Annotated in this window: 14 protein-coding genes and 1 pseudogene; 12 read left to right on the top strand and 3 right to left on the bottom strand. The window is 69.7% G+C overall.

Annotated elements, in window-relative coordinates; genetic code table 11:
• Positions 1-326 precede the first annotated feature (326 nt).
• Positions 327-2006: a GAF domain-containing protein gene (locus tag ACRX5W_RS31870; protein ID WP_436791874.1), complete on the top strand. Its 1680-nt coding sequence runs from the start codon at positions 327-329 to the stop codon at positions 2004-2006.
• Between the two features lie 184 nt (positions 2007-2190).
• On the opposite strand, the gene ACRX5W_RS31865 is transcribed toward ACRX5W_RS31870, so the two are convergent.
• Positions 2191-3114 (bottom strand): universal stress protein, encoded by a 924-nt coding sequence (locus ACRX5W_RS31865; RefSeq protein ID WP_436791873.1) that lies wholly within the window; start codon positions 3112-3114, stop codon positions 2191-2193.
• A 453-nt stretch (positions 3115-3567) separates the two neighbouring features.
• Here ACRX5W_RS31865 and ACRX5W_RS31860 point away from each other — a divergent pair, with 453 nt between their 5' ends.
• The 5 genes from ACRX5W_RS31860 to ACRX5W_RS31840 all read left to right on the top strand — a co-directional run bounded on the left by ACRX5W_RS31860 (position 3568) and on the right by ACRX5W_RS31840 (position 12462).
• Positions 3568-4896: a PP2C family protein-serine/threonine phosphatase gene (locus ACRX5W_RS31860; protein ID WP_436791872.1), complete on the top strand. Its 1329-nt coding sequence runs from the start codon at positions 3568-3570 to the stop codon at positions 4894-4896.
• Between the two features lie 184 nt (positions 4897-5080).
• Entirely contained in the window at positions 5081-6433 is a 1353-nt protein-coding gene (locus ACRX5W_RS31855) for a S8 family peptidase (RefSeq protein WP_436791871.1), read from the top strand.
• Between the two features lie 20 nt (positions 6434-6453).
• The gene (locus tag ACRX5W_RS31850; protein ID WP_436791870.1) at positions 6454-6669 is read left to right on the top strand and encodes a hypothetical protein; all 216 of its coding nucleotides are present in this window, start codon (positions 6454-6456) and stop codon (positions 6667-6669) included.
• Positions 6670-6759: 90 nt separating this feature from the next.
• The gene (locus ACRX5W_RS31845) at positions 6760-9003 is read left to right on the top strand and encodes an endonuclease (protein ID WP_436791869.1); all 2244 of its coding nucleotides are present in this window, start codon (positions 6760-6762) and stop codon (positions 9001-9003) included.
• Positions 9004-9051: 48 nt separating this feature from the next.
• Positions 9052-12462, top strand: a complete 3411-nt coding sequence (locus tag ACRX5W_RS31840) for an NACHT domain-containing protein (RefSeq protein ID WP_436791868.1) — start codon at positions 9052-9054, stop codon at positions 12460-12462.
• 17 nt (positions 12463-12479) lie between these two features.
• Here the strand turns inward: ACRX5W_RS31840 and ACRX5W_RS31835 are convergent, their stop codons facing one another.
• Positions 12480-13622, bottom strand: a complete 1143-nt coding sequence (locus ACRX5W_RS31835; RefSeq protein ID WP_436791867.1) for a sensor histidine kinase — start codon at positions 13620-13622, stop codon at positions 12480-12482.
• Entirely contained in the window at positions 13615-14310 is a 696-nt protein-coding gene (locus ACRX5W_RS31830) for a response regulator transcription factor (RefSeq protein WP_436791866.1), read from the bottom strand. Before ACRX5W_RS31830 ends, ACRX5W_RS31835 begins: the two co-directional genes overlap by 8 nt.
• 87 nt (positions 14311-14397) lie before the next feature.
• Between ACRX5W_RS31830 and ACRX5W_RS31825 the strand changes: the two genes are divergently transcribed.
• From ACRX5W_RS31825 to ACRX5W_RS31800, 6 genes and pseudogenes are all read left to right on the top strand, one after another.
• Positions 14398-15090, top strand: coding sequence for a M15 family metallopeptidase (locus ACRX5W_RS31825; protein ID WP_436791865.1), 693 nt, complete (start codon positions 14398-14400; stop codon positions 15088-15090).
• A 379-nt stretch (positions 15091-15469) separates the two neighbouring features.
• Entirely contained in the window at positions 15470-16600 is a 1131-nt protein-coding gene (locus ACRX5W_RS31820) for a lipid II:glycine glycyltransferase FemX (protein WP_436791864.1), read from the top strand.
• Positions 16601-16849: 249 nt separating this feature from the next.
• The gene (locus ACRX5W_RS31815; RefSeq protein WP_436791877.1) at positions 16850-17809 is read left to right on the top strand and encodes a D-isomer specific 2-hydroxyacid dehydrogenase family protein; all 960 of its coding nucleotides are present in this window, start codon (positions 16850-16852) and stop codon (positions 17807-17809) included.
• Complete coding sequence (vanA, locus tag ACRX5W_RS31810; RefSeq protein WP_436791876.1) at positions 17802-18842, top strand: D-alanine--(R)-lactate ligase; 1041 nt, start codon at positions 17802-17804, stop codon at positions 18840-18842. The genes ACRX5W_RS31815 and vanA overlap by 8 nt, the downstream gene beginning before the upstream one ends.
• Positions 18839-19441, top strand: a pseudogene (vanX, locus tag ACRX5W_RS31805) (D-Ala-D-Ala dipeptidase VanX); the annotation flags it as partial. The gene vanA and the pseudogene vanX, both read left to right, overlap by 4 nt.
• 488 nt (positions 19442-19929) lie before the next feature.
• A complete protein-coding gene (locus ACRX5W_RS31800) occupies positions 19930-20748 on the top strand; it encodes an SDR family NAD(P)-dependent oxidoreductase (protein ID WP_436791863.1) in 819 nt (272 codons plus the stop codon).
• Positions 20749-21404: the final 656 nt, after the last annotated feature.

The following is a 21404-nucleotide window of genomic DNA, read 5'->3' as shown; positions in this document are numbered from 1 at the left end:
CGCGCTGCTGGGCAAGCTCGGCCTCGAACGGCGCGTGCAGGCAGCCGTGTTCGCCACCGAACTGAACCGGACACAGACACCGCGGGAGAGCTGAACCCGGGCCCACCCTCCGCCCGTCCGGCGACGGACGAACCCCTGAGAGGCCACCGCCGACGTTCATGCCACCGGTCGACACCGGTCGGCGTGAGACCGGTCACGACGAGAACTTGCGTCCGGTGGTACCGAGTCGGGCAGTATGACTCGCAGGTCGCCACGACCATCGGCGACGCACAGGGGAGGGTGAAGGGAACATGCCGGGCCAAACCGACCGCCCTGCCATTCCGCGCATGCGGCTGGACGAGCTGCTGGACGAGTTGCAGGCGCACATCGCGACGGTCCGCGGGAGCCGCGACCGGGTTCAGACCCTCCTCGAAGCGGTCCTGACGGTCGGCAGCGACCTGGACCTGGAGACGGTGCTGCGGCAGATCGTCGAGTCCGCGGTGTCCCTGGTCGACGCCAAGTACGGCGCGTTGGGGGTGATCGGCGACGAGGAGAACCTGTCGCGGTTCCTGACCGTCGGACTCGACCAGGACACCATCGACGCGATCGGCCCCTACCCGGCAGGCCGGGGCATTCTCGGCCTGGTCATCCGCGAGCCCGAGCCGCTGCGGCTGCACGACCTGACCGAGCACCCCGAGTCGTACGGCTTCCCGCCGAACCACCCGCCGATGAACACCTTCCTGGGCGTGCCCGTACGCGTCCGCGACAAAGTCTTCGGCAACCTCTACCTCACCGAGAAGCGCAACGGGGCCGACTTCGACGAGGACGACGAGACCGTGCTGCGCACCCTCGCGGCCGCAGCCGGCGTGGCCATCGACAACGCCCGCCTGTACAACGACGCCAGGCGCCGCGAGCAGTGGCTCGCAGCGTCCTCGGAACTGACCCGCACCCTGCTGTCCGGCGCGGACCCCGGCACGGTGCTCGGCTCGTTCGCCGACAAGGTCAAGGAGATGTCCGGTGCCGACTTGGTCACCGTCGCGGTGCCGGTCCCCGGCACGGGAGACCTGGTCGTCGACACGGTCTCCGGCACGGGCGCGGACCGGATCCGCGGCCTGGTCCTGCCCGCCGGCGACCTGGCCGGCCTGGTCCACGCCTCCGGCGAGACGGCGGTCATCGACGATGCCGCGTCCGACCCGCGCGTGCGGGACACGGCCGAAGGCGGACCCTTCGAGGGCATAGGCCCCGCGTTCATGCTCCCGCTGGGTACCAGCGGCCAGGCACGCGGCGTCCTGCTTGTCGCCGCGCACACCGGACACAACCCGTTCGACGAGGCGATCGTGACCATGGTGTCCGGGTTCACCGGCCACGCCGCCCTCGCCCTGGAGATCGCCGACCGCCGCCGCGACGCCGAGCTCATCGCAGGCTTCGAGGACCGCGACCGCATCGCCCGCGACCTGCACGACGTCGCCATCCAGCGCCTCTTCGCCTCCGGCATGACCCTCCAGGGCGTGGCACGCATGCTCGGGCGCGACGACGCCGTCGACCTGATCATGCGCACCGTCGACGACCTGGACGAGACCATCCGCCTGATCCGGTCCACGATCTTCTCCCTCAAAGCGCGGGACCGCACGCAGTCCACCGCGCTGCGCTCGCGCGTCCTGAAGCTCGCCGACGAGGCGGCCACCACGCTCGGATCCACCCCGACACTGCGGCTCGAAGGCCTCCTCGACACCGCCGTGTCCCAGGACCTCGCCGACGACGCCGTCGCCGTCCTGCGCGAGGCACTGTCCAACACCGCCCGCCACGCCAAGGCGACCAGGGTCGAAGTGTCCGTCGAAGCCACCGCCCAGGAACTCGTCCTCACCGTGACGGACAACGGCATCGGCATCCCCGAACAGCCCGCCCGCAGCAGCGGACTGGCCAACCTCGCCGACCGCGCCGACAACCGGAGCGGCACCTTCGACATCCGCCCCCGCGAGGACGGCTCCGGCACCGTCCTCACGTGGCGGGTCCCTCTCACCACCTGAACAACGTCGCGCGTCCAACCTCGTCGCGATGAGCACCGGCAGTCACGGGCCCGGTCGCCCGGAGACACGCCTTGCCCGCACCGGACCGAGGCGCCCGCCCGGCGTCCCCCCCGCGTCGCTCGTCGCTTGCGGGGCCGATGCGGCGGCCGATGCGGCCGCGACGGGCACGCATCGGCCGGGCCGGTCAGTCGACAGGGATGAGCAGTACAGGGGCGTGCGCGTGGTGCAGCAGTGCGTGGGTGACCGGGCCGAGGTGGCGGCCGATGCGGCCGGGGCGCCTGCGGGTGGCGACGACCACGAGCGAGGCGGAGCGGGAGGCGTCCACCATGGCCTGGGCGCGGGGGCCGTTGACGACGTCCTCGACGACCTCGACGTCCGGGTACCCGTCGCGCGCGCGGGACACGGTCTGGGAGACGATGGTCTCGCCGTTCTGCTGGCACAGGCGGATGGTGTCGGCGGTGGGGCCGACGGCTCCGGCGGCGGCGAGTCCGTAGGCCGGCAGGTCCGGGAACGACCAGGCGTGCAGCGCACGGAGGGGTTCTTTGCGCAGGGACGCCTCGGCGAAGGCCTGCTCGACGGCAGGGAGGCACGACTCTTCGGAGACGCCGACCACGACCGTGAGCGTGTCGGTGCGGTGGAGGTTTTCATCGAGCGGCAGTTGGGCCCTGCCGTCGGTGCCGCTGCGGACCACGAGCAGGGGACCGCGGCCTTCCGCGGCGACGGCACGGCTGACCGAGCCGAGGAGCATGCCGGTGAAGCCTCCGCGTCCGCGGCTGCCCATCACCATGAGACCGGCGCGTCCGGCCGCGGCCGATATGACGTCGTCGGCCGGTCCGTGCTTCACGGTCGTGCTCACGGTCAGATTCGGGCGGCGCCGGCGTGCGCGGTCCGCGGCGACCTCAACGACCGCGGTGCCCAGGTCGGCGAGTTGGCCGTTGTACCACTCGCTGCCTTCGTACGTCTTCCACTCCCACGCGTGCAGCACTTCCAGGTCGGTGCCGCGCAGCGTGGCCTCGTCCGCGGCCCAGTCGATCGCGTTGTCCGCGGCGGCCGACCCGTCGACCGCGACGATCACGTGGCCACGAGGCGCGTCTGTTCCCTGAGACATCGTCAACTCCGGTGGATCAAAAAGATGTTGTGTGGACCACTGCCGAGTCTCGCGGTCGGAGCCTGCCTCCGGACAGGGCCGTTGGGCCCTGGGGGCCGGGCCATTGAGGCCGTCGGGACGATGACCGGCGGGCGCCACGCATGGTCAGGACCGCGCCGGTGACCGGACCGGCATGCTGCCGCGACCGGGGCGCGGCCAGGGCCTGCGGCGTGCCGGAGACGCGGCGCCGGCGGCCGGGGTACGTGTCGGCGGGTCTGATCGGCCCCAGCGCGATCATGAAGCCGGGGACCGCGACCCCGATGAAGGCGACGCCCCGCACAGTCGGCGTGGCGGCCGGGGACCGCCGCGTCCGAACCAACTGTCAATGCGGGCGCACGGCCCTGTGCTCCGCCGAGAGCGTGCCGCGGTCCGGTAAACAGGGCGGATGGTGCCGAGGTGAGGACAGGCGGCCGAATGACTGACGCGGACGGGCGGAACGATCCGACAGCGCGGGCCGACCACCCGCACGATTTCGGGCGGTTGGCGGGGGCGTCATGGGAGCGGATCGAGGCGGAACTCCCGCAGGTTGATGAGGCCCACGGGCGGATGCGGGCGCTCTTGGCGGCGGTGCTCGCGATCGGCAGCGACCTCGAACTGGAGAGCGTGTTGCGCCAGATCGTGGAGTCGGCCGCGTCGGTCGCCGACGCCGAGTACGCCGCGCTGGGCGTGATCGGCAGCGACGGCATGCTCGGCCGGTTCATCACCACCGGCGTCGACGAGGACACCATCGCCAAAATCGGCCACTATCCCGAAGGCCACGGCATCCTCGGACTGCTCATCCGCGAACCCCACCCCCTGCGTCTGCACGACCTGACCGAGCACCCCGAGTCGTACGGCTTCCCGCCCCACCACCCGCCCATGACCACGTTCCTCGGCGTTCCCATCCAGGTCCGCAACGCGGTCTTCGGCAACCTCTACCTGACGCAGAAGCGAGGCGGAGGCGACTTCACCTCCGAAGACGAGGAAGCACTCACCGCTCTCGCCCGCGCCGCCGGAGTGGCCGTCGAGAACGCCGACCTCTACCAGCGGCTGCGCCGCGCCACCGAGGACTTCCAACGCCGCCTGCTCCCCGAGCTGCCGCACCTGCCCGGTCTCGACCTGCAAGCCCGCTACGTGCCCGCCGACGACGCGCCCAGGATCGGCGGCGACTGGTACGACCTGATCACCCTCCCCGACCGTGTTCCGTGCCTGATGGTCGGTGACGTGATGGGCCACGGCATGGAGGCCGCCGCGGTGATGAGCCAGATCAGCAACATCCTGCGCGTCGTCGCCTTCGACGAACAGGAACCTCCCAGCCGCATCCTCCAGCGCCTCGACGAGATCCTCCACTCCCTGCACGGCGGGCCCATGGCCACAGTCATCGTCGCCCGCCTCGAACCCGCGCCCACGGGCCGCATGATGGTCTGGGCCAGTGCCGGGCACCCGCCTCCGCTCGTGACCACGCCCGACGGAGCCGCCCGCCACCTCGAAGGCGAGCCCGGCGTGCCTCTCGGCGTCGACCCCCGCGAACCGCACAGCGACCACACCGTCCACCTTCCGCCCGGAACGACGGTCGTCCTCCACACCGACGGACTCATCGAAGCGAAGGGCCAAGCCATCGACGAGGGTATGAGTCACGCGGCCACGATCGCCGCCACCCACGCCACTGCCCCTCTCGACCGACTGTGCGACGCCCTCGTTGCCGCCCGCGCCGACACGCGACACGACGACATCGCCATCCTCGCCGTCCGGATCGCCGGCTGACGGAGACGGGTCGGCGACCGCCCGGTTGCACCAGGCCTCGGTCGGCGTGACGGTGGTTGAGGAGGGTGTCCACAGGTCCGGTGCACGGTTCGTGAGCAATACGGGACTGCTGGTGTTCCAGGGTTTTCCGCGGGGTTGTGGGCGATGCCAGTCAAACGGCGGGGGCCCACAGACGGGAGCCACCATGAACCACCGAGCAGTCGACGGTCCGGCACGAGGAGACAACGGCGGCAGGGCCGATGCCGGCATCAGCAAGCAGACGGACGAGTTCACCGGGCGGTACCTCGTACTGCTCGATCCCGACTCCTCCGACCAGGCACTGGCCGCGCTGGAGTCGGGAGCCGGGGTCGCGCGCACACAGCGAGTGCCGGGACGAGAGTCGACGGGAGCCGCCGAACTCCTCGACCGCGGCGACTCCGTGCTGTTCGAGGAACTGGGCGTGGCCGTCGTCGACGCCGCACCCGACCAGCGCGAGGCGCTGGCGACGACGGCGCGGGAGCACACGGGGATTCTCTCGCTGGAACGCGAACGCACCGTCTACGCCTCGCAGATGACCCGCACCGCGCCGGAGACTGCCACCGCGGACTACCTGCGCGGCTACCAGGACGGCGTCGAGGAACTCGTGCAGCACGCACTCGAACGCCTGGAGCCCGGCGCCGCGCAGATCACCGCGGAGGCGCGCCGGGACGAGACGCACACGACCTGGGGACTCCAGGCGACCCGCGTCGCGGAGTCCACGCTGTCCGGCGCAGGCGTCAATGTCGCGGTCCTCGACACCGGAGTGGCCCTCGAACACCCCGACCTGGTCGGTCGGTTCGGTGGGACCTCGTCGTTCGTCCCCGGCGAGGACGTCGACGACGGCAACGGCCACGGCACCCACTGCATCGGAACGTCCTGCGGCCCGCTGACGCCCGCGGTGCTGCCCCGCTACGGAGTCGCGTACGAGGCACAGGTTTTCGCCGGCAAAGTGCTCGGCAACCAGGGCAGCGGCACGGACACCGGGATCCTCGCGGGCATGAACTGGGCGGTGGCCGCGGGCTGCCGGATCGCTTCCATGTCGCTGGGCGCGCCAACCGATTTCGGCCAGCCGTTCTCGCAGGTCTACGAGCACGCCGCACGCCGGGCGCTGCGGGCCGGAACGCTGATCGTCGCGGCGGCCGGCAACGAGAGCACGCGCCCCGACGACATCAGGCCCGTCGGACATCCGGCCAACTGCCCGTCGATCCTCGCGGTCGGCGCGCTGACCGAAGACCTCACGGTCGCGTTCTTCTCGTGCGCCGGATTCGACACCGACGGCGGTCAGGTCGACCTCGCGGCGCCGGGCGTGGACATCCTGTCGTCGTGGCCGGAATCCGGCTACCGCAGGCTCATGGGCACCAGCATGGCCACGCCGCACGTCGCCGGAATCTGCGCGCTGTTCGCGGAAGCCAACCCGGACGCCAGTGCGGCGGAGATCAAGTCGCTCCTGCTCGCGGGGGCGCGCCGGCTGCCGCTTCCGGCCGTCGACGTCGGCGTCGGGCTGGTCCAGGCGCCGTGAGCGCGGGGCCGCGCCGTCGCGTGACCGTCGCGGTGGATCCGGAGCGCTTCGCCGAGGTGGTGAAGGCGTTGCGCGGGGCGGGACTGAACGTGGAGGAGGAATACGCCGCGATCGCGGCGGTCGTCGGCGGCATCGCCGAGGAGGGGGTCCGCGGACTCGCGGACATCCCGGGTGTCGAAGCCGTCGACGTGGAACGCGAGTTCCGGCTGCCACCGCCGGACTCGCCGCTTCAGTGACCGACGATAGCCCGCCAACCGCGGCCACCGGGGGCCCCGACGCGGTGTGCCGGCCGTCGACCCGTTCGCCACACCATGCGAGGAACAACCATGGTCACGACAGTCACCCCCGGGGCGGCCCCCGCCGCAACCGAGTACCTGGCGCAGATGGGCGAGACCCAGTCCCGGTACGAGGCGCGGGCCGCCGCACGCGAAGAGACACGCCGTACGCTCGACCGCCGCGGCGTCCTGCACGCCGACGAACCCGAGCGCGTCACCCGACGACTCGCGCGGCTCGGCGTCGACTGGTCCCTCGCCACCGCCATGGAGCGCACGCCGCCGTCCGCGAGCACCGGCCGCAGCTTCGGCACGGCGCTGGCACCGGACAGTTTCGGCGCCGACGTCCTCGGCCTGGAACGGCTCATGGGACGCAACGACCTCATCGACGTCGGCTTCCTCGAAGCCGGATACCTCGCCTCGCGCTCCGTGGGACGCATCACCGTGCGCGGCGCGGGTGCCCACTTCGGCACGGGCTTCATGGTGTCCCCGTCGCTCCTGCTCACGAACAACCACGTCCTGCGCGACGAGGACGAAGCCGCCCGAGGCTTCATCGAGTTCAACCTGCAGGCGGGCACCGACGGACGGCCGCTGCCCCCGGTCGCCTTCACCCTGGAGCCGGCGCGCTTCTTCACCACCGACGTAGCCCTCGACTTCACACTCGTCGCCGTCGCCCCGGGCAGCGCCGACGGCATCGAACTCGCGTCGTTCGGCCACGTGCCCCTCATCGAACTGCCGGGCAAAGTGATCATCGGCGAGCTCGTCAACATCATCCAGCACCCCAACGGCGAGCCCAAGCAACTGGCGCTGCGCGAAAACCGGGTCGTCGACATGCTCGACGACTTCCTGCACTACGAGACCGACACCGCGCCGGGCTCCTCCGGCTCGCCGGTCTTCAACGACCAGTGGGAAGTCGTCGCACTCCACCACTCCGGCGTGCCCCTCACCAACGACCAAGGCCGCCTGCTGTGCACGGACGGCACGGTGTGGACACCGGACATGGGTGAACAGCGCCTCGCGTGGAAGGCGAACGAGGGAGTGCGGACCAGCCGGATCCTGGCGGCGCTGAGCACGCACCCGTTGACCGGTTCGGCTGCCGACCTGCGGGCGGAACTGTTCGCCACCGCGCCGCAGGCGCCTGTGCCGGGCGCCGTCCCCGCGGCGCCGACAGCCGCGCCCTCCGGGCCGACGATCCCGCAGTCGGCGCCGGCGGTCCAGGCCCCCGGCCCGGCCGGGCCCGCGCCGGGCACGGCCGCCGGCACGGCACCTCCGGCGCCCGCAGCAGCCGCGTACGACGGCGTCGTCCGCATGCAGATACCGGTCCGCATCGACGTCTCCGTCTCCGCGGCCGCGACGAGCGCGGTCACGTACGACGGGGCGACACCGACCGCGCCCGCGGCACCTCCCGTGACCGCTCCGGGCGCCGCGGCCCCCTCCGTCGAGGCGGACGTGAACGCCGCGCTCGTCGACCTCCAGGTCGGACAAGGCCGCGCGTACTACGACCACGCCGCCGACCGCGCCGCGCGGGAGACCTACTACGCCCAGATCAGCGGAGCCACCGGCAGCACCCTGCGCCGCATGCTCACCGCACTGCTGGAGAACACCCACCAGCGGCGGCCCGCATACAAGCCGATGCGCCTGGTCTACCCGTGGGTGGACCTGCATCCCGACGGCCGACTGCGCAGCATCTACTCCGGCAAGACCTTCACCGCGGAGGAACTGATCCGAGCGGACGCCGCCGTCGAATCCGCACGAATCGGACACTGGCAGGAGTTCCTGCGCCGCGAAAGCACGCCCACCCCGGACGCCATCGAGCGCGAACTCGAATCACTGGAAGCGGCGTTGCCGTTCAACTGCGAACACGTCGTTCCCCAGTCGTGGTTCGCGAAAGCCGAACCCATGCGCGGCGACCTCCACCACCTTTTCGCGTGCGAAGCCGGCTGCAACAGCTTCCGGGGCAACATCCCGTACATCGACTTCGAGGACCCCGAGGAAGCCGTACGCACCGACTGCGGCCGACGCGAGAGCCAAGGATTCGAACCCGCCGCAGGGAAGGGCGCCGTAGCCCGGGCCACGATGTACTTCCTGCTGAGGTACCCGAGGCTTGTCGGCGACACCGCCCGCGAGTTCCCCGCCGAGCGACTGGGTCTCCTGCGGGCCTGGCACGAGACCGACCCGGTCAGCGACCACGAACGCCACCGCAATTTCGCCGTCGCCGAGATCCAGGGCAACAGGAATCCCCTGATAGACAACCCGGCTTGGGCGGACGCGATCGACTTCGCGGACGTGTGGCCGTAACCCGAAACCGGGCCCGGGGACCGGACGAGACCCGCAGGGACAACAACCGTGGCAGTACCAAGAGATCGGACGCATGCGTCCCCCGTCCTGAAACCGAGCCTGTTCGCCATCCGACACCGGCGTGACCGGAAATGGCGGGTCTACTCCGACCACCGCGTGTGGCAGGTACTGGTGATGGTCGGCGCGGTCGTGTACCTGGGAATCCTCGTCTGGTCGTTGATCGCGTTCTTCGACGCGGGCGTCCGCGACTGGTTCCAGGAGTACATCTCCGGGGCCGGCGCCCTGCTGGCCATCGTCATGTGGCCCGCCACCGCGGCGATCGCGGCGGTCCTGTTCTTCGCGGGCACATACAGCTCCCGCATCGTCAAGCCCTACCGGCTGGCCGCCGTGCGCGACCCACGGAAACTGGTCACCACCGCCGGCGACATCAGCGACCAGGTGATCGGCCGCGAGGAGTTCTGCGCGGCACTCATTTCGAGCGTCGACCGCAGCAGCGCCCGGGGACGCACGGACGCCGCGGGCGGGCGCAGCCGGACCCATGTCGTCGTCGGCCGGATGGGGGCGGGCAAGACCGCGCTGCTGGTCCTGCTGACGCAGCGCCTGGCGGAGATGTGGGCCGTCCCGGTGCCCGTGCGGCTGCGGGACGCGAAGGAGCAGATCAACTTCTGCGAGCTCGCGTACACCCGCTTCGTCGAGGCCGTCAGCACCAAGATGGCCGCGAAATCCGAGGCCGAGAAGGCCTGGCGGTGGCTCTTGCAGCGCCGCCAGGTCGTCGTCCTGGCCGACGGCCTCGAAGAGGCGCTGCTCGACGGCGGGCGGGAGGCCGAGCGGGACGCCCTGATCCGCAAGGCCATCGCCGATGCCAACGACCAAGGGCTGCCGGTCATCATCACCTCGCGTCCGCACGATCCGCTGCGCGGCATGGACGCGACCATCAGCGAACTGGAGCCGCTGAACGAGGAGGCGTCCTTGAAGTACGTCTCCAGCACCGGCGGATGGAGCGCGAACGAACGCCTGGTGGATCAGCTCGTCCAGACCGCCGACTTCGCCGATGCCCCGCTGTACCTCCAACTCGCCCGACAACTCCACAGCGCCGAACTCTTCGAACAAGGGCTCGCGCAGAACGCGGGAGCCGACCGGGCCTGCCTGCGCTTGTCGCTGTTCGACACCTGGGTCGAAAACCTCATCAGAGGCCGACTGCAAGCGCATGTCTCGCTCAGCCCGTCCGAACGCAGAGCGGCGATCGACTACTTGTCCGCGCTGGCGCTCGTCGGGCTGGGACACGATTCCTCGGAAGTCTCGTTCGCCGCTCTTCTCGGCGGCTGCCAGGACGGCGAACCGGCGACCCGCAACAGTGACTCCGCAGCCGCCCCACAGAACGGAACCGACGAGTCCCGTGCCGCCGTGTGCCCCTATCCCGGGATCATCGGTGAGGTACGCACACGCCTCCGGCGCGACAACGTCTATTGCGACGCCTTCATCGCCGCCAGGTGGGGCCAGAAGATGGGCCTCGTCGAAGCCAACGGCGACGGCGTCCGCTTCCGCCACAGCCTCATGCAGGCCTATCTCGGCGCCCGGTTCATGGGCACCGTGCTGCGCCGGGACGAGCCACCGCCCCCTGCGGAACGAAACGGGGTCACGGCCGGCAGAACCCGCCTGACGAGCGTGCTGCGCCGCCGCGCCGCCGCCCCCACGGGCGGCATGTTCCTCCCGACGGCCCTCCGGAAGCCCGGCCACGAGTTGCTCTCCGCGCTGGTGCTGTACTCGCGCAGCCCCGACGGTCGCTGCACGCACGCCGCCGGCGGCCCCGGCGGCGGCTGGTGCCCGACGGCCGTGGCACGAGACCTGCTGCTCACGGCGGCGGAGCGGGCGACCGAGGCCCCGCCGGACGACGGCCAGGCCGAGACGACCAAGGACATCGAGGCCCGCGTACTCGAACTCCCGCTGGGAGGGGCGCGGGCGCTGGACCTGTACGCCACCGCCATCGACGTGGACACCGCCGAGCGCGACTCCGTGCTGGGGGACATCGCCGAGACCGTCCGCGACAAATGGGCGTCCCTTCAGGACCGCGACCCGGAGGCGTACAAGGCCGCCAAGAACGCGTTCCTCCGGCGCCTGGCCGCAGCGGTGCGAAAACGGACCGCCGAGGCCGCGCACCAGGACGGCGCCGACCGCAAGGTCGCCAGGGACCTTGCGGCACGCGTCTACCAGGCGATGTTCGACATCGTCGGCAAGGAACCCTCCTACCGCACCCGGGTCGTGGCGACCCTGGAGATGGGGCTGGGCGGTCGCGAGGCCTTCCGGGCCCTGGAAAACCACTTCGTCCCGCCGGCCGGCGGCGCTCCGCCGCCCCACGAGGAAGCCTGGCGCCGCGAGACACTCACCGCGACGCTTCTGCCGCTTTTGGTCGTCTCGGCGAGCGGCGACACGAGGGGAGAGAACTCACCGCTGCGCCACCTTGAGCGCTGGCTCGCGCGCGTGGGGCACGACTCCCGCGACGGCGCCGCGAGATTGCCGCTGTCCAGTGAGATCGCCTTGGCGCAGGGCTTCAAGTTCGCCGCGAACCGGCGGCACCAGCACCCGTTCGGCAAAGGCCCGCACGCCGAACTCGCCGACCACGCCCTTCAGATGCTCAGGACGACCCGCTTCTGGTACACGCGCCTCACCCTCCTCCAGGCGCGGACGCTGTGGGAACTGCCCGACGACGTCAACACCCCCAAGGCGACCACAGGACTCGTAGCCGACCCGAAGGCCAAGATCCGGGGATGGCTCGAAGCCGCGGACGGGACCGAGGAGCAGCACCCGTTCGTCCGCGCCACGGCCGACCTGGCCGTGAAAGCGCTTCTCACGCGGGAACCCGAGCGCTACCTGTGGATGGACGAGAGCATCGTCGTCGGACACATCGGGTCACGCAGCACCGAGCAGGGAAAACCGCGCAAGCACAACCTGTGGATCCCGTACTCGATCGGGTGGAGCGCCCTCGTCCCGGTCGCCCAGCAGCTCGTCGCCGACGTCCTGCTGCTGCTGAACCTGATCGAGCAAGGCGACCACCCCGGCAAGCGCCTGGAACTGCTGGAGCGCACCGGGAACGCCGGACAGCACCTGCCCCCGTGCCTCGCGCGCGATCCGTCGGAGCTCGAACCCGGCGCGAGCCACACCGAGCCGCCGAAGCACTGCGGCTGCCCCTTCGACCTCTGCCCCTATCCTGCGAGGAACCGGCAGAGCACGCGCATCGAGTTCGGAGACATCTTCTGCCAGCGGCAGATGGATCTGATCCGACCGGGCCGCCGCCCGCGTGCGTCCCGTCGCGCGCCCTGGCAACGCGGTGTCGAAGCAGGCGCGCTGCTCCGCTTCTGGGCGGAGATGAAGCAGCGCACGCGGGAGCGTTCGGCGGACGACCCACCCGAGGCCGTCCAGCGCGCGCACTTGCGGCGGCCGTTCCACAACGGCGGCCCGTGACACCTCCCGCGCGAACGTCACGGTCGTGTCCGAGCGTCGGCCAATCGGTGTCGCGCGCCGGTGTGCGCGTGCGCCGCAGGCAGCTCCACGGTGACGCGGATCCCGCCGGAGGAGCGCGGGGTGAGCGTGAGTGTTCCGTCGTGCGCGCGGGCGATGGTCTTGACGATCGCCAGACCGAGGCCGACGCCTGCGTGGTCGGTGTGTACGCGCTGGGTGCCGCGCTGGAACGGTTCCGTCAGTGTCGAGGCGAGCTGGGGGCTGAGCTTCTCGCCGGTGTTCTCGACGGTGAGCACCGCGTTGTTGCGGTCCACCCGGGTGGTGACCCAGACGGTGCCGCGGTCGGGGAGGTTGTGGACGATGGCGTTGTGCAGGAGGTTCGTCGTCATCTGCAGCAGGAGCGCATGTGAGCCTGCGGTGGGGGTGATATCGCCGGATGCCTCGATCGTGACGCCGCGCGTTTCGGCGAGGGGGAGCAGCGTCTCGGTGGCTTCCTCCGCGGCCAGGGACAGGTCGACGTGTTCCCGGGGGAAGGATCGCTGGTCGGCACGGCTGAGCAGGAGCAGTCCCTCGGTGAGTTCGATCGCTCGGGCGTTGACGGCGCGAAGGCGTTCGTTGAGCGCGCGGCCGTCGCCGTTCGGATCGTTGCGGGCGACATCGAGAAGGGTCTGCGTGATCGCCAGCGGGGTGCGCAGCTCGTGGGAGGCGTTGGCGGCGAATCTCTGCTGCTCCGCGATGTGCGCTTCGAGCCTCGCGAGCATCGCGTCGAAGCTGTCGGCGAGTTCGCGGAACTCGTCCTGGCGGCCTTCCAGCGCGATCCGGTGGGAGAGCGACCCGTTCGCAGCCATGCGGGTGGCGTTCGTGATGCGGCCCAGCGGGGCCAGCATGCGGCCGGCGAGAAACCATCCTCCCGCGAGACCGAACATCAGCAGGAACGCCAGCACCGCCGCCGCTCGCGGCGCAAAAACGTGCAGGAGGCTGGACCGGATGGGGAAAACCCCGTCGGGTTTGTCGGTCGGGTCGATGAGCATCGCTCGATCGGGGACGTAGCGCAGGAGGAACACCCACACCGCCGCCAGCAGCAGGACGCCGGCAAGCATGATGAACCCGGCGTAGCTGAGGGTCAGTTTGAGGCGGACGTTCAACCCGGGTGCCCTATCCACGCCGGCCTCCCTCGTGTTCGGCCTCCGGCTGGGTGTCGATGCGGTAGCCCACTCCCGGCACGGTGGCGATCAGCCACGGCTCGCCGAGGCGCTTGCGCAGCGCCGAGACCGTGATGCGCACCGCGTTGGTGAACGGGTCGGCATTGCCGTCCCACGCGCCTTCCAGCAGTGCTTCGGCGCTGATCACCCCGCCTTCGGCGGCGACGAGGACTTCGAGCACGGCGAACTGCTTGCGGGTGAGCGCGATGTAGCGGCCGTCCCGGTAGACCTCGCGGCGGAACGGATCCAGGCGCAGGCCCGCGATCTCTCGCACGGGCGGTCTGCTGTGGGCACGCCTGCGGTCGAGCGCCCGCAGCCGCATGACGAGTTCCCGGAGCTCGAACGGCTTGGTGACGTAGTCGTCCGCGCCGAGCCCGAACCCGGTGGCCTTGTCGTCGAGGCGGTCGGCCGCGGTGAGCATGAGGATCGGCATGCCGCTGCCGGAGGCGACGATGCGTTTGGCGACCTCGTCACCGGAGGGGCCGGGGATGTCACGGTCGAGGACGGCGATGTCGTAGGTGTTGATGCCCAGCAGCTCCAGGGCGGTGTCGCCGTCACCCGCGATGTCGGCCGCGATCGCCTCAAGGCGCAGGCCGTCGCGGATGGCTTCCGCCAGAAAGGGCTCGTCCTCGACAATCAGCACACGCATGCCACCAAAGCTACGAGCCGGTGCGTATCGTCCGCGTATCGAAAACCGGATACGTGCCGACAACAGCGCGCTGCCTTCACTGGCAGCATGACGCGAACCCCACCCTCGGCACGAACGCCGACCCGCCCGTTCCGCCGGCTCCTTGTCGTCGGCCTCATCATCGGCTTCCTTGTCGGCATAGCCGTGATCGCCGTGGCTCTCGGCCACACGGGGTTGGAATCCTCGTCCTCCACCTCGTCTTCGTCGTCTTTGCCGTCCTCCTCCTCGCCCTTGGTTTCGTCGCCCCCGGATACGCCTCGCACCGAGCGCCCCGGCGAGCCCGGGGAGCCCGACGAGGCCGACGGTGTCGTCCCTGACGGCGTGACGGTCTTCGACGACGTGGTCCCCGGTGTGGCCAAGCTCGATCCGGCGCTGCTGGGCGCGCTCCGCCAGGCGGCGACGGATGCCGCCGACGACGGCGTCGAGTTCCATGTCAACAGCGGCTGGCGTTCCCCGGAGTACCAAGAGCAGCTGCTCCGCGAGGCGATCGCCGAGTACGGGTCCGAACGCGAGGCCGCCCGATGGGTCGCCACCCCGGAGAAGTCTCTTCACGTGGCGGGGGACGCGGTCGACATCGGGCCGTCCGACGCGACGGCGTGGCTGTCCGAACACGGTGACAAGTACGGGGTGTGCCAGATCTACAAGAACGAACCCTGGCACTACGAACTGCGCACCGAAGCGATCAACCGCGGTTGCCCGCGTATGTATGCCGACCCGACCCAGGACCCGAGGTTGCAGTAGTGGTCGGCATCGAGCCGGGACGGACGACGGGGTTCTGCGCGAGGGCCTGGTCGTACGACCTGCCAGGGAGCGCCGCAGTGACGTCACCGGCTCGCGGGCGATCGGCAAGCTGATGTCTTGAGGCGCCGACTCGGTGCATATCGCCGACATATCGAAAAGCGCATACGTGCCGGCAACACCCTGTTGCTTTCACTGGGGAAATGACCTCCAGCGACCCGACACGAACAGCAGCCCAGTCTCCGGCGTTCTCCTCGACCACCGACAGACCTTGCCCCGGCCTCCTTCCTACCGAATCCGGCGCGAAGGCACCCCCATCAGCGGGCTGGTCGTGTCCAGGGGCTGTCAGCGTCCGGCACGACGACGTGCGGACGGTGGCCCGGTGAGCCGAACTCTCGCTGTCGCGCCGATCAGCGCCGCCGAGCACCTGGCGTTCGTACGGACCCGGCGGTCGGTCAGTTTCCTGCAGACCCCGGCTTGGGGCCGCGTCAAGACCGAGTGGCGCAGCGAATCCCTCGGCTGGTACGACGGCCCGCTGCTGGTCGGAGCCGGGCTCGTCCTGCACCGCCCGGTGCCGCGACTTGAGCGATTCACGCTGGCGTACCTGCCCGAAGGCCCCGCCATCGACTGGACCGGCGAGATCGACGCGTGGCTCGACCCGCTCGCGGCCTATCTCAAGGCACACGGAGCGTTCGCGATCCGCCTGGGCCCGCCGGTGCGCACGAATACCTGGAGCGCGGCGCAGGTCAAGGAGGGCATCGCCGCGCCCGGCATCAAGCGGCTCACCGACGTCTCCGGCGCGCGGGCCGACCCGGTCGGCACCCGCGTGGCCGAAAGGCTCAGGGACGCCGGCTGGCTGCCGCAAAGCCCGGAGGACGGCTTCGGGGTCGGGCACCCGCAGTTCAAGTACGAGGTCCCGCTGGCCGGCAGGAGCGAGGACGACGTGCTCGGCGACATGAACCAGCTCTGGCGCCGCAACATCAGGAAGGCGGCCAAGGAAGGCGTCGAGGTCGCCGTCGGGGAGGCAGTCGGGGAGGTCTTGAAGGCGTTCCACGACCTTTACGTGCACACCGCAGAGCGCGACTGCTTCACGCCCCGGCCGCTGCGCTACTTCGAGACCATGTTCGCGGCGATGAGCGCCGAGGCCCCCGAGCGGATCAGTCTGTACCTGGCCCGCCACCGAGGCGACCTGGTCGCCGCCGCCATTCTGGTGCGCGTCGGCGCCCACGCGTGGTACTCGTACGGCGCCTCCTCCAGCGAGAAGCGGGAAGTACGCGGTGCCAACGCCTGCCAGTGGGCCATGATCCGCGACTGTCTGGCGGCGGGCTGCGACGTCTACGACCTGCGCGGCATCACTCCCACGCTTGACGCCGACGACCCGCACCTCGGGCTGATCCAGTTCAAGGTCGGTACCGGCGGTCAGGCGGTGCGGTACGTCGGCGAATGGGATCTGCCGTTGCGGCCGGTGGTCTACCGGGCCTTCGCCCTTTACATGCGGCGGCGCGGGCGATAGGCGCGGGCCCGTCGTGGACGGCAATTGCAAAAGTGCGCGGCTCCGAAGTCCGAAAGTCGTGGCCGACGGGTCCTTCATATTCTCTTGTTGCTACCGGCCGGTAGCATTTCGTCGGCATATCGAAAAGCACATACGCGCCGGCAACACCACGTCGGCTTGAATCAAGGCATGACCTCCAGCGAAACCGCCCGAACCGCGGCCCGCCGCACCCGGTCGCCGGCGTCCTCGTCCGCCTCGGCCGAGCGCACCATGGAAATCACGGTTTACGGATGCGGGCCGGACGAGGCCGTTCTGTTCCGGGAAATGTCCCCTCGCTTCGGCGTCACGCCCACCCTCACAACCGCAGCGCCGTCCGCAGCGAATATCGAACTTGCCTCGCGAAGCCGATGCATAAGCGTCGGCCACAAAAATCGAATCGCGAATTCGACTCTTCTCGCGCTGGGCCGAGCCGGCGTCGCCTATATCTCCACAAGAAGCGTCGGGTGCGACCACATCGACGTCGAATACGCGAAGAGCATCGGCATCTGCGTCGAAAACGTCGCCTACTCGCCCGACGGTGTGGCCGACTACACGTTGATGCTGATGTTGATGGCGGTGCGCAGCGCAAAGTCCGTCATCCGCCGTGCGGACGTCCACGACTACAGATTGGAGGACGCGCGTGGCAGGGAGCTGCGCGATCTGACGATCGGAGTCATCGGAACGGGACGCATCGGCACCGCAGTCATGGACAGGCTGCGTGGCTTCGGCTGCCGAATATTGGCGTGCGACAACGGTCGCAGCACCGCCGCGCATCACGTCCCTCTCGATGAATTGCTGCACCTGAGCGACATCGTCACGCTTCACACCCCGCTGAACGCGGACACTCATCACCTCCTGGATCGTCGACGCATCGAGCAGATGAAGCGCGGCGCGTTCGTCATCAACACCGGACGCGGTTCGCTGATCGACACCGGGGCCCTTGTCTCCGCATTGGAAAGCGGAAAGTTGGCCGGTGCCGCGTTGGACGTCCTCGAAGGCGAGGAGGGAATTTTCTACGCCGACTTCAGGAACAGGCGCATCGAGAGCAAGGCGCTTTTGCGGCTACAGGAACTGCCGAACGCGGTGATCAGTCCGCACACCGCCTACTACACGGACCGTGCCCTCGGCGACATGGTCGAAAATTCTCTCGCCAACTGCCGGAATTTCGAAAGCAGGAAACGCCATGGATAGGCTGAGGGTCGGGATCATATTCGGGGGTTGTTCCGAGGAGCACCCCGTCTCCGTCAAGTCCGCGCAAGAGGTCGCCGGAAACCTCGCCCCGGAGAAGTACGAGCCGTTCTTCATCGGGATCACGAGAAGCGGTGCCTGGAGGCTGTGTGACGGCCCGAAAGCAGGATGGGAGGACGGAAGCTGCCGGCCGGCCGTGCTGTCACCGGACAGAAGCGAACGCGGACTGCTCGTCCTGGAGCAGGGGCGATACGAAGTGATCGGCCTGGACGTGGTCCTGCCCGTGCTGCACGGCAAGCTCGGCGAGGACGGGGCGATGCAGGGCCTGCTGGAGCTCGCCGGCATCCCCTACGCAGGCTGCGACGTCCAAAGTTCCGCCCTGTGCATGGACAAGTCCCTCGCTTACATCGTCGCGAGAAGCGCGGGAATCGCCACACCGAATTTCTGGACCGTCACGGCCGACGCGACCGCCGACGCCGATCGGCTGACCTACCCGGTCTTCGTCAAACCCGCCCGCTCGGGGTCCTCCTTCGGTGTCACCAAGGTATCCGGAGAAGAGGAACTGCCCAGTGCGGTGGAAACCGCCAGACAGTACGACTCGAAGGTGTTGATCGAGGAAGCCGTCGCCGGCCGGGAGGTCGGCTGTGCCGTCCTGGGCGACGACCCTGATCTCATCGTCGGCGAGGTGGACAGAATCGCCCTGTCCCACGGCTTTTTCAGAATCCATCAGGAAAGTGAACCCGAAACCGGTTCCGAGAACTCGACGGCGATTGTTCCCGCCGATATACCGGAGAGGTCGCGCGCACTCGTCCGGGAGACGGCACAGGCCATCTATCGTGCCTTGGGATGCAGGGGGCTGGCACGGGTCGACATGTTCCTCAAGGACGATGGAGAAGTCGTCCTCAACGAGGTCAATACTCTGCCCGGCATGACCTCGTACAGCAGGTATCCGAGAATGATGGCGGCCGCGGGGCTGCCGCTTGCCGCGGTCATCGACCGGATGCTGACGTCGGCCTTGGCGGGGACGGGCCGATGAAACAAGACTTCGTTCGTGTGGACGAGTTCGTCCCCGGGATACGCTGGGATGCCAAGTACGCCACGTGGGACAACTTCACCGGAAAACCGGTGGACGGCTACCTGGCAAACCGAATCGTCGGAACACGGGCTTTGTGTGCGGCCCTGGAGCGGGCGCGCGACAGGGCCGAATCCCTCGGTTTCGGTCTGCTTCTCTGGGACGGTTACCGGCCGCAGCGCGCCGTGAACTGCTTTCTTCGCTGGTCGAAGCAGCCGGAGGACGGCCGGACGAAGCGCCGGCACTATCCGAACATCGACAGAGCCCAGATGTTCGAAAAAGGTTACGTGGCCGCCAGATCGGGCCACAGCAGGGGCAGTACCGTCGACCTGACGCTGTATCACTTGGCCACCGGCGAACTTGTCCCCATGGGCGGCGGCCACGACCTGATGGATTCCATCTCGCATCACGGAGCAAAAGGAATCACGCAAGCCGAGACGACAAACCGGCGCCACCTCCGCTCCGTCATGGAAGCCTGCGGATTCAGTGCATACGATTACGAATGGTGGCATTACACGCTGAAAGACGAACCTTACCCGGACACCTATTTCGATTTCCCCGTCGACTCGACAGGCCCGCTCGGGCGACCTCGGCGCCGACGCATATTCTGCATCGGCCTCGTGACCGTCAGGCACACCGCGCAAAATGCACCGCACATTGCCGGGCGAATGGTCGTGGTCGATGCGCGCGGCGGTCGCGCGGGTCAGGCGGGCGGAGCTTGAGGGTGGTGGCACAGCGCCACCGGAGCGCGTATGAAGGCCCGTGGGCTCTGTCCGGCCGGGCGCGGGCTCCGGGGGCGACCGGTCCAAGCCGTTCCGTCGTGTGCCGCCAAGCGGTGCCGGTTCCTTCGGTGGGCACCGTGACGAACGTCGCTCCCGGGGCGGGGGAGACCTGAAGCCGGTACGCTAGTCTTTGTTTGAACAGTTGTTTCATCAGGGGTGCCCGACGCACGCGGAGTCTGTACGCGCAGGCACCGGGACCGACTCCGGCCGATGCCGCAACTGATGCCAAAATCGGCCGACCACACCCGAGTCGAGAGCAGACGGCGCCCATGAAGACCATCCTGATCACCGGAGCCACCGACGGGCTCGGTCGGCACGTTGCCGTACGTCTCGGGCAAGCCGGGGCGCGCGTGGTGGTGCACGGGCGCGACCCGGCGAAGGCGGAGCGCGTCCGCGCGGAGGTCGCCGGAGCCGGGGGCCCCGACCCGCAGGTGGTGGTCGCGGATCTGGCCGACCTTCACGCGGTCGACCGGATGGCGGACGACGTGGCGGACCGCATCCCGAGGCTCGACGTCCTCGTGAACAACGCCGGCGTCGGGTTCGGCACGCCCGGCAGCGGCCGCGAGGTCAGCAGGGACGGCATCGAACTCCGGTTCGCCGTCAACTACTTGGCCGGCCACCATCTCACCCGGCGGCTGATTCCTCTGCTGACCCGGTCGGCCCCGGCGCGGATCGTCAACGTCGCCTCGTTGGGCCAGGCACGGCTGGACTTCGCCGACCTGCTGACCGAGCGCGACTACGACGGGAGTCGGGCGTACTGCCGCAGCAAGCTCGCGCAGATCATGGACACCATCGATCTGGCCGACGAGCTCGGCGACCAGGCGGTCACGGCGAACGCGCTGCATCCGGCGACGTTCATGGCCACGAGCATGGTCAAGGAGGCCGGATCGGCGCCGCTCAACACCGTCGAGACGGGCGGTGACGCGCTGATGAGGCTGATCGATTCGCCGGCTTCGGACACCACTTCCGGCCGGTTCTTCGACGGCCTGAAGGAAGCCGGGGCCCATGCCCAGGCCTACGACCCGGAGGCACGCCGCAAGTTGCGCGAGATGGCGGATGCACTCCTCGCGGACGCGCTGCGGCGATAGGGCCCGGGCCATGGCAACGAGCACGCGCCAACTGCGCTGGGATACCGTGCGATTGCGTTGGCCTTCGGGGTGGCGGCAGTGACGCCCGAACCCCCGGGACGGGACGGCGCCACAGCCTGCCTGACGGCAGGGCCGGTCGCCGCCCGCTGACATGGACTCCTCGGTCTGCCGGCGTTCAACGGGAGCAGCGCCGGCGGCCGAGGAACAGGGCGGCGGCCCACGACACCGCCGCCCTACCCAATTTCGTGCGTCACCCTCGGCCCCGCGCCGCCCGCACCCGCCGTCCGGCGGGGCTGTGAACATCGCGAACCGCAGTGCTCGGGCTGGTCTTTGTCGCTGCGGCGAGGCTGAGCCCGTCGTCCGTCCATACCCGGGCGCTCAATGTCCTGGCGCCGTTTTCTGGTGCCGGGGGGACCACAATCATCGTGAACCACCGTGCCTGGGCTTGCTGTTGTCGGTGCCGCGAGGCGGGAACCCGTCGTCCGCGTGTGCCCAGGCGCTCCACGTCGTGGCGCCGTTGAACACCCAGTGTCGCCTGACTCCGGTGAGCGTTGTCGGTGTTCGCCCCCACGAATGTGCCAACTTGCCCTCGGCCACGCGTTGGCGCGTGGCCGAGGGCAAATCGGGGTGGGGGGGGGGGGGGGGGGGGGGGGGGG

It is taken from the genome of Yinghuangia sp. YIM S10712 (genome assembly GCF_051388935.1).
GTDB lineage: Bacteria > Actinomycetota > Actinomycetes > Streptomycetales > Streptomycetaceae > Yinghuangia.
This window is presented reverse-complemented; position numbering and strand designations above follow the sequence as displayed.

Excerpts from the sequence above, each read along its gene's own strand:
- ACRX5W_RS31870 (WP_436791874.1), top strand. The coding sequence starts at position 327 with ATGCGGCTGGACGAGCTGCTGGACGAGTTGCAGGCGCACATCGCGACG.
- ACRX5W_RS31865 (WP_436791873.1), bottom strand. The coding sequence starts at position 3,114 with ATGTCTCAGGGAACAGACGCGCCTCGTGGCCACGTGATCGTCGCGGTC.
- ACRX5W_RS31860 (WP_436791872.1), top strand. The coding sequence starts at position 3,568 with ATGACTGACGCGGACGGGCGGAACGATCCGACAGCGCGGGCCGACCAC.
- ACRX5W_RS31855 (WP_436791871.1), top strand. The coding sequence starts at position 5,081 with ATGAACCACCGAGCAGTCGACGGTCCGGCACGAGGAGACAACGGCGGC.
- ACRX5W_RS31845 (WP_436791869.1), top strand. The coding sequence starts at position 6,760 with ATGGTCACGACAGTCACCCCCGGGGCGGCCCCCGCCGCAACCGAGTAC.
- ACRX5W_RS31830 (WP_436791866.1), bottom strand. The coding sequence starts at position 14,310 with ATGCGTGTGCTGATTGTCGAGGACGAGCCCTTTCTGGCGGAAGCCATC.
- ACRX5W_RS31825 (WP_436791865.1), top strand. The coding sequence starts at position 14,398 with ATGACGCGAACCCCACCCTCGGCACGAACGCCGACCCGCCCGTTCCGC.
- ACRX5W_RS31815 (WP_436791877.1), top strand. The coding sequence starts at position 16,850 with ATGGAAATCACGGTTTACGGATGCGGGCCGGACGAGGCCGTTCTGTTC.
- vanA (WP_436791876.1), top strand. The coding sequence starts at position 17,802 with ATGGATAGGCTGAGGGTCGGGATCATATTCGGGGGTTGTTCCGAGGAG.
- ACRX5W_RS31800 (WP_436791863.1), top strand. The coding sequence starts at position 19,930 with ATGAAGACCATCCTGATCACCGGAGCCACCGACGGGCTCGGTCGGCAC.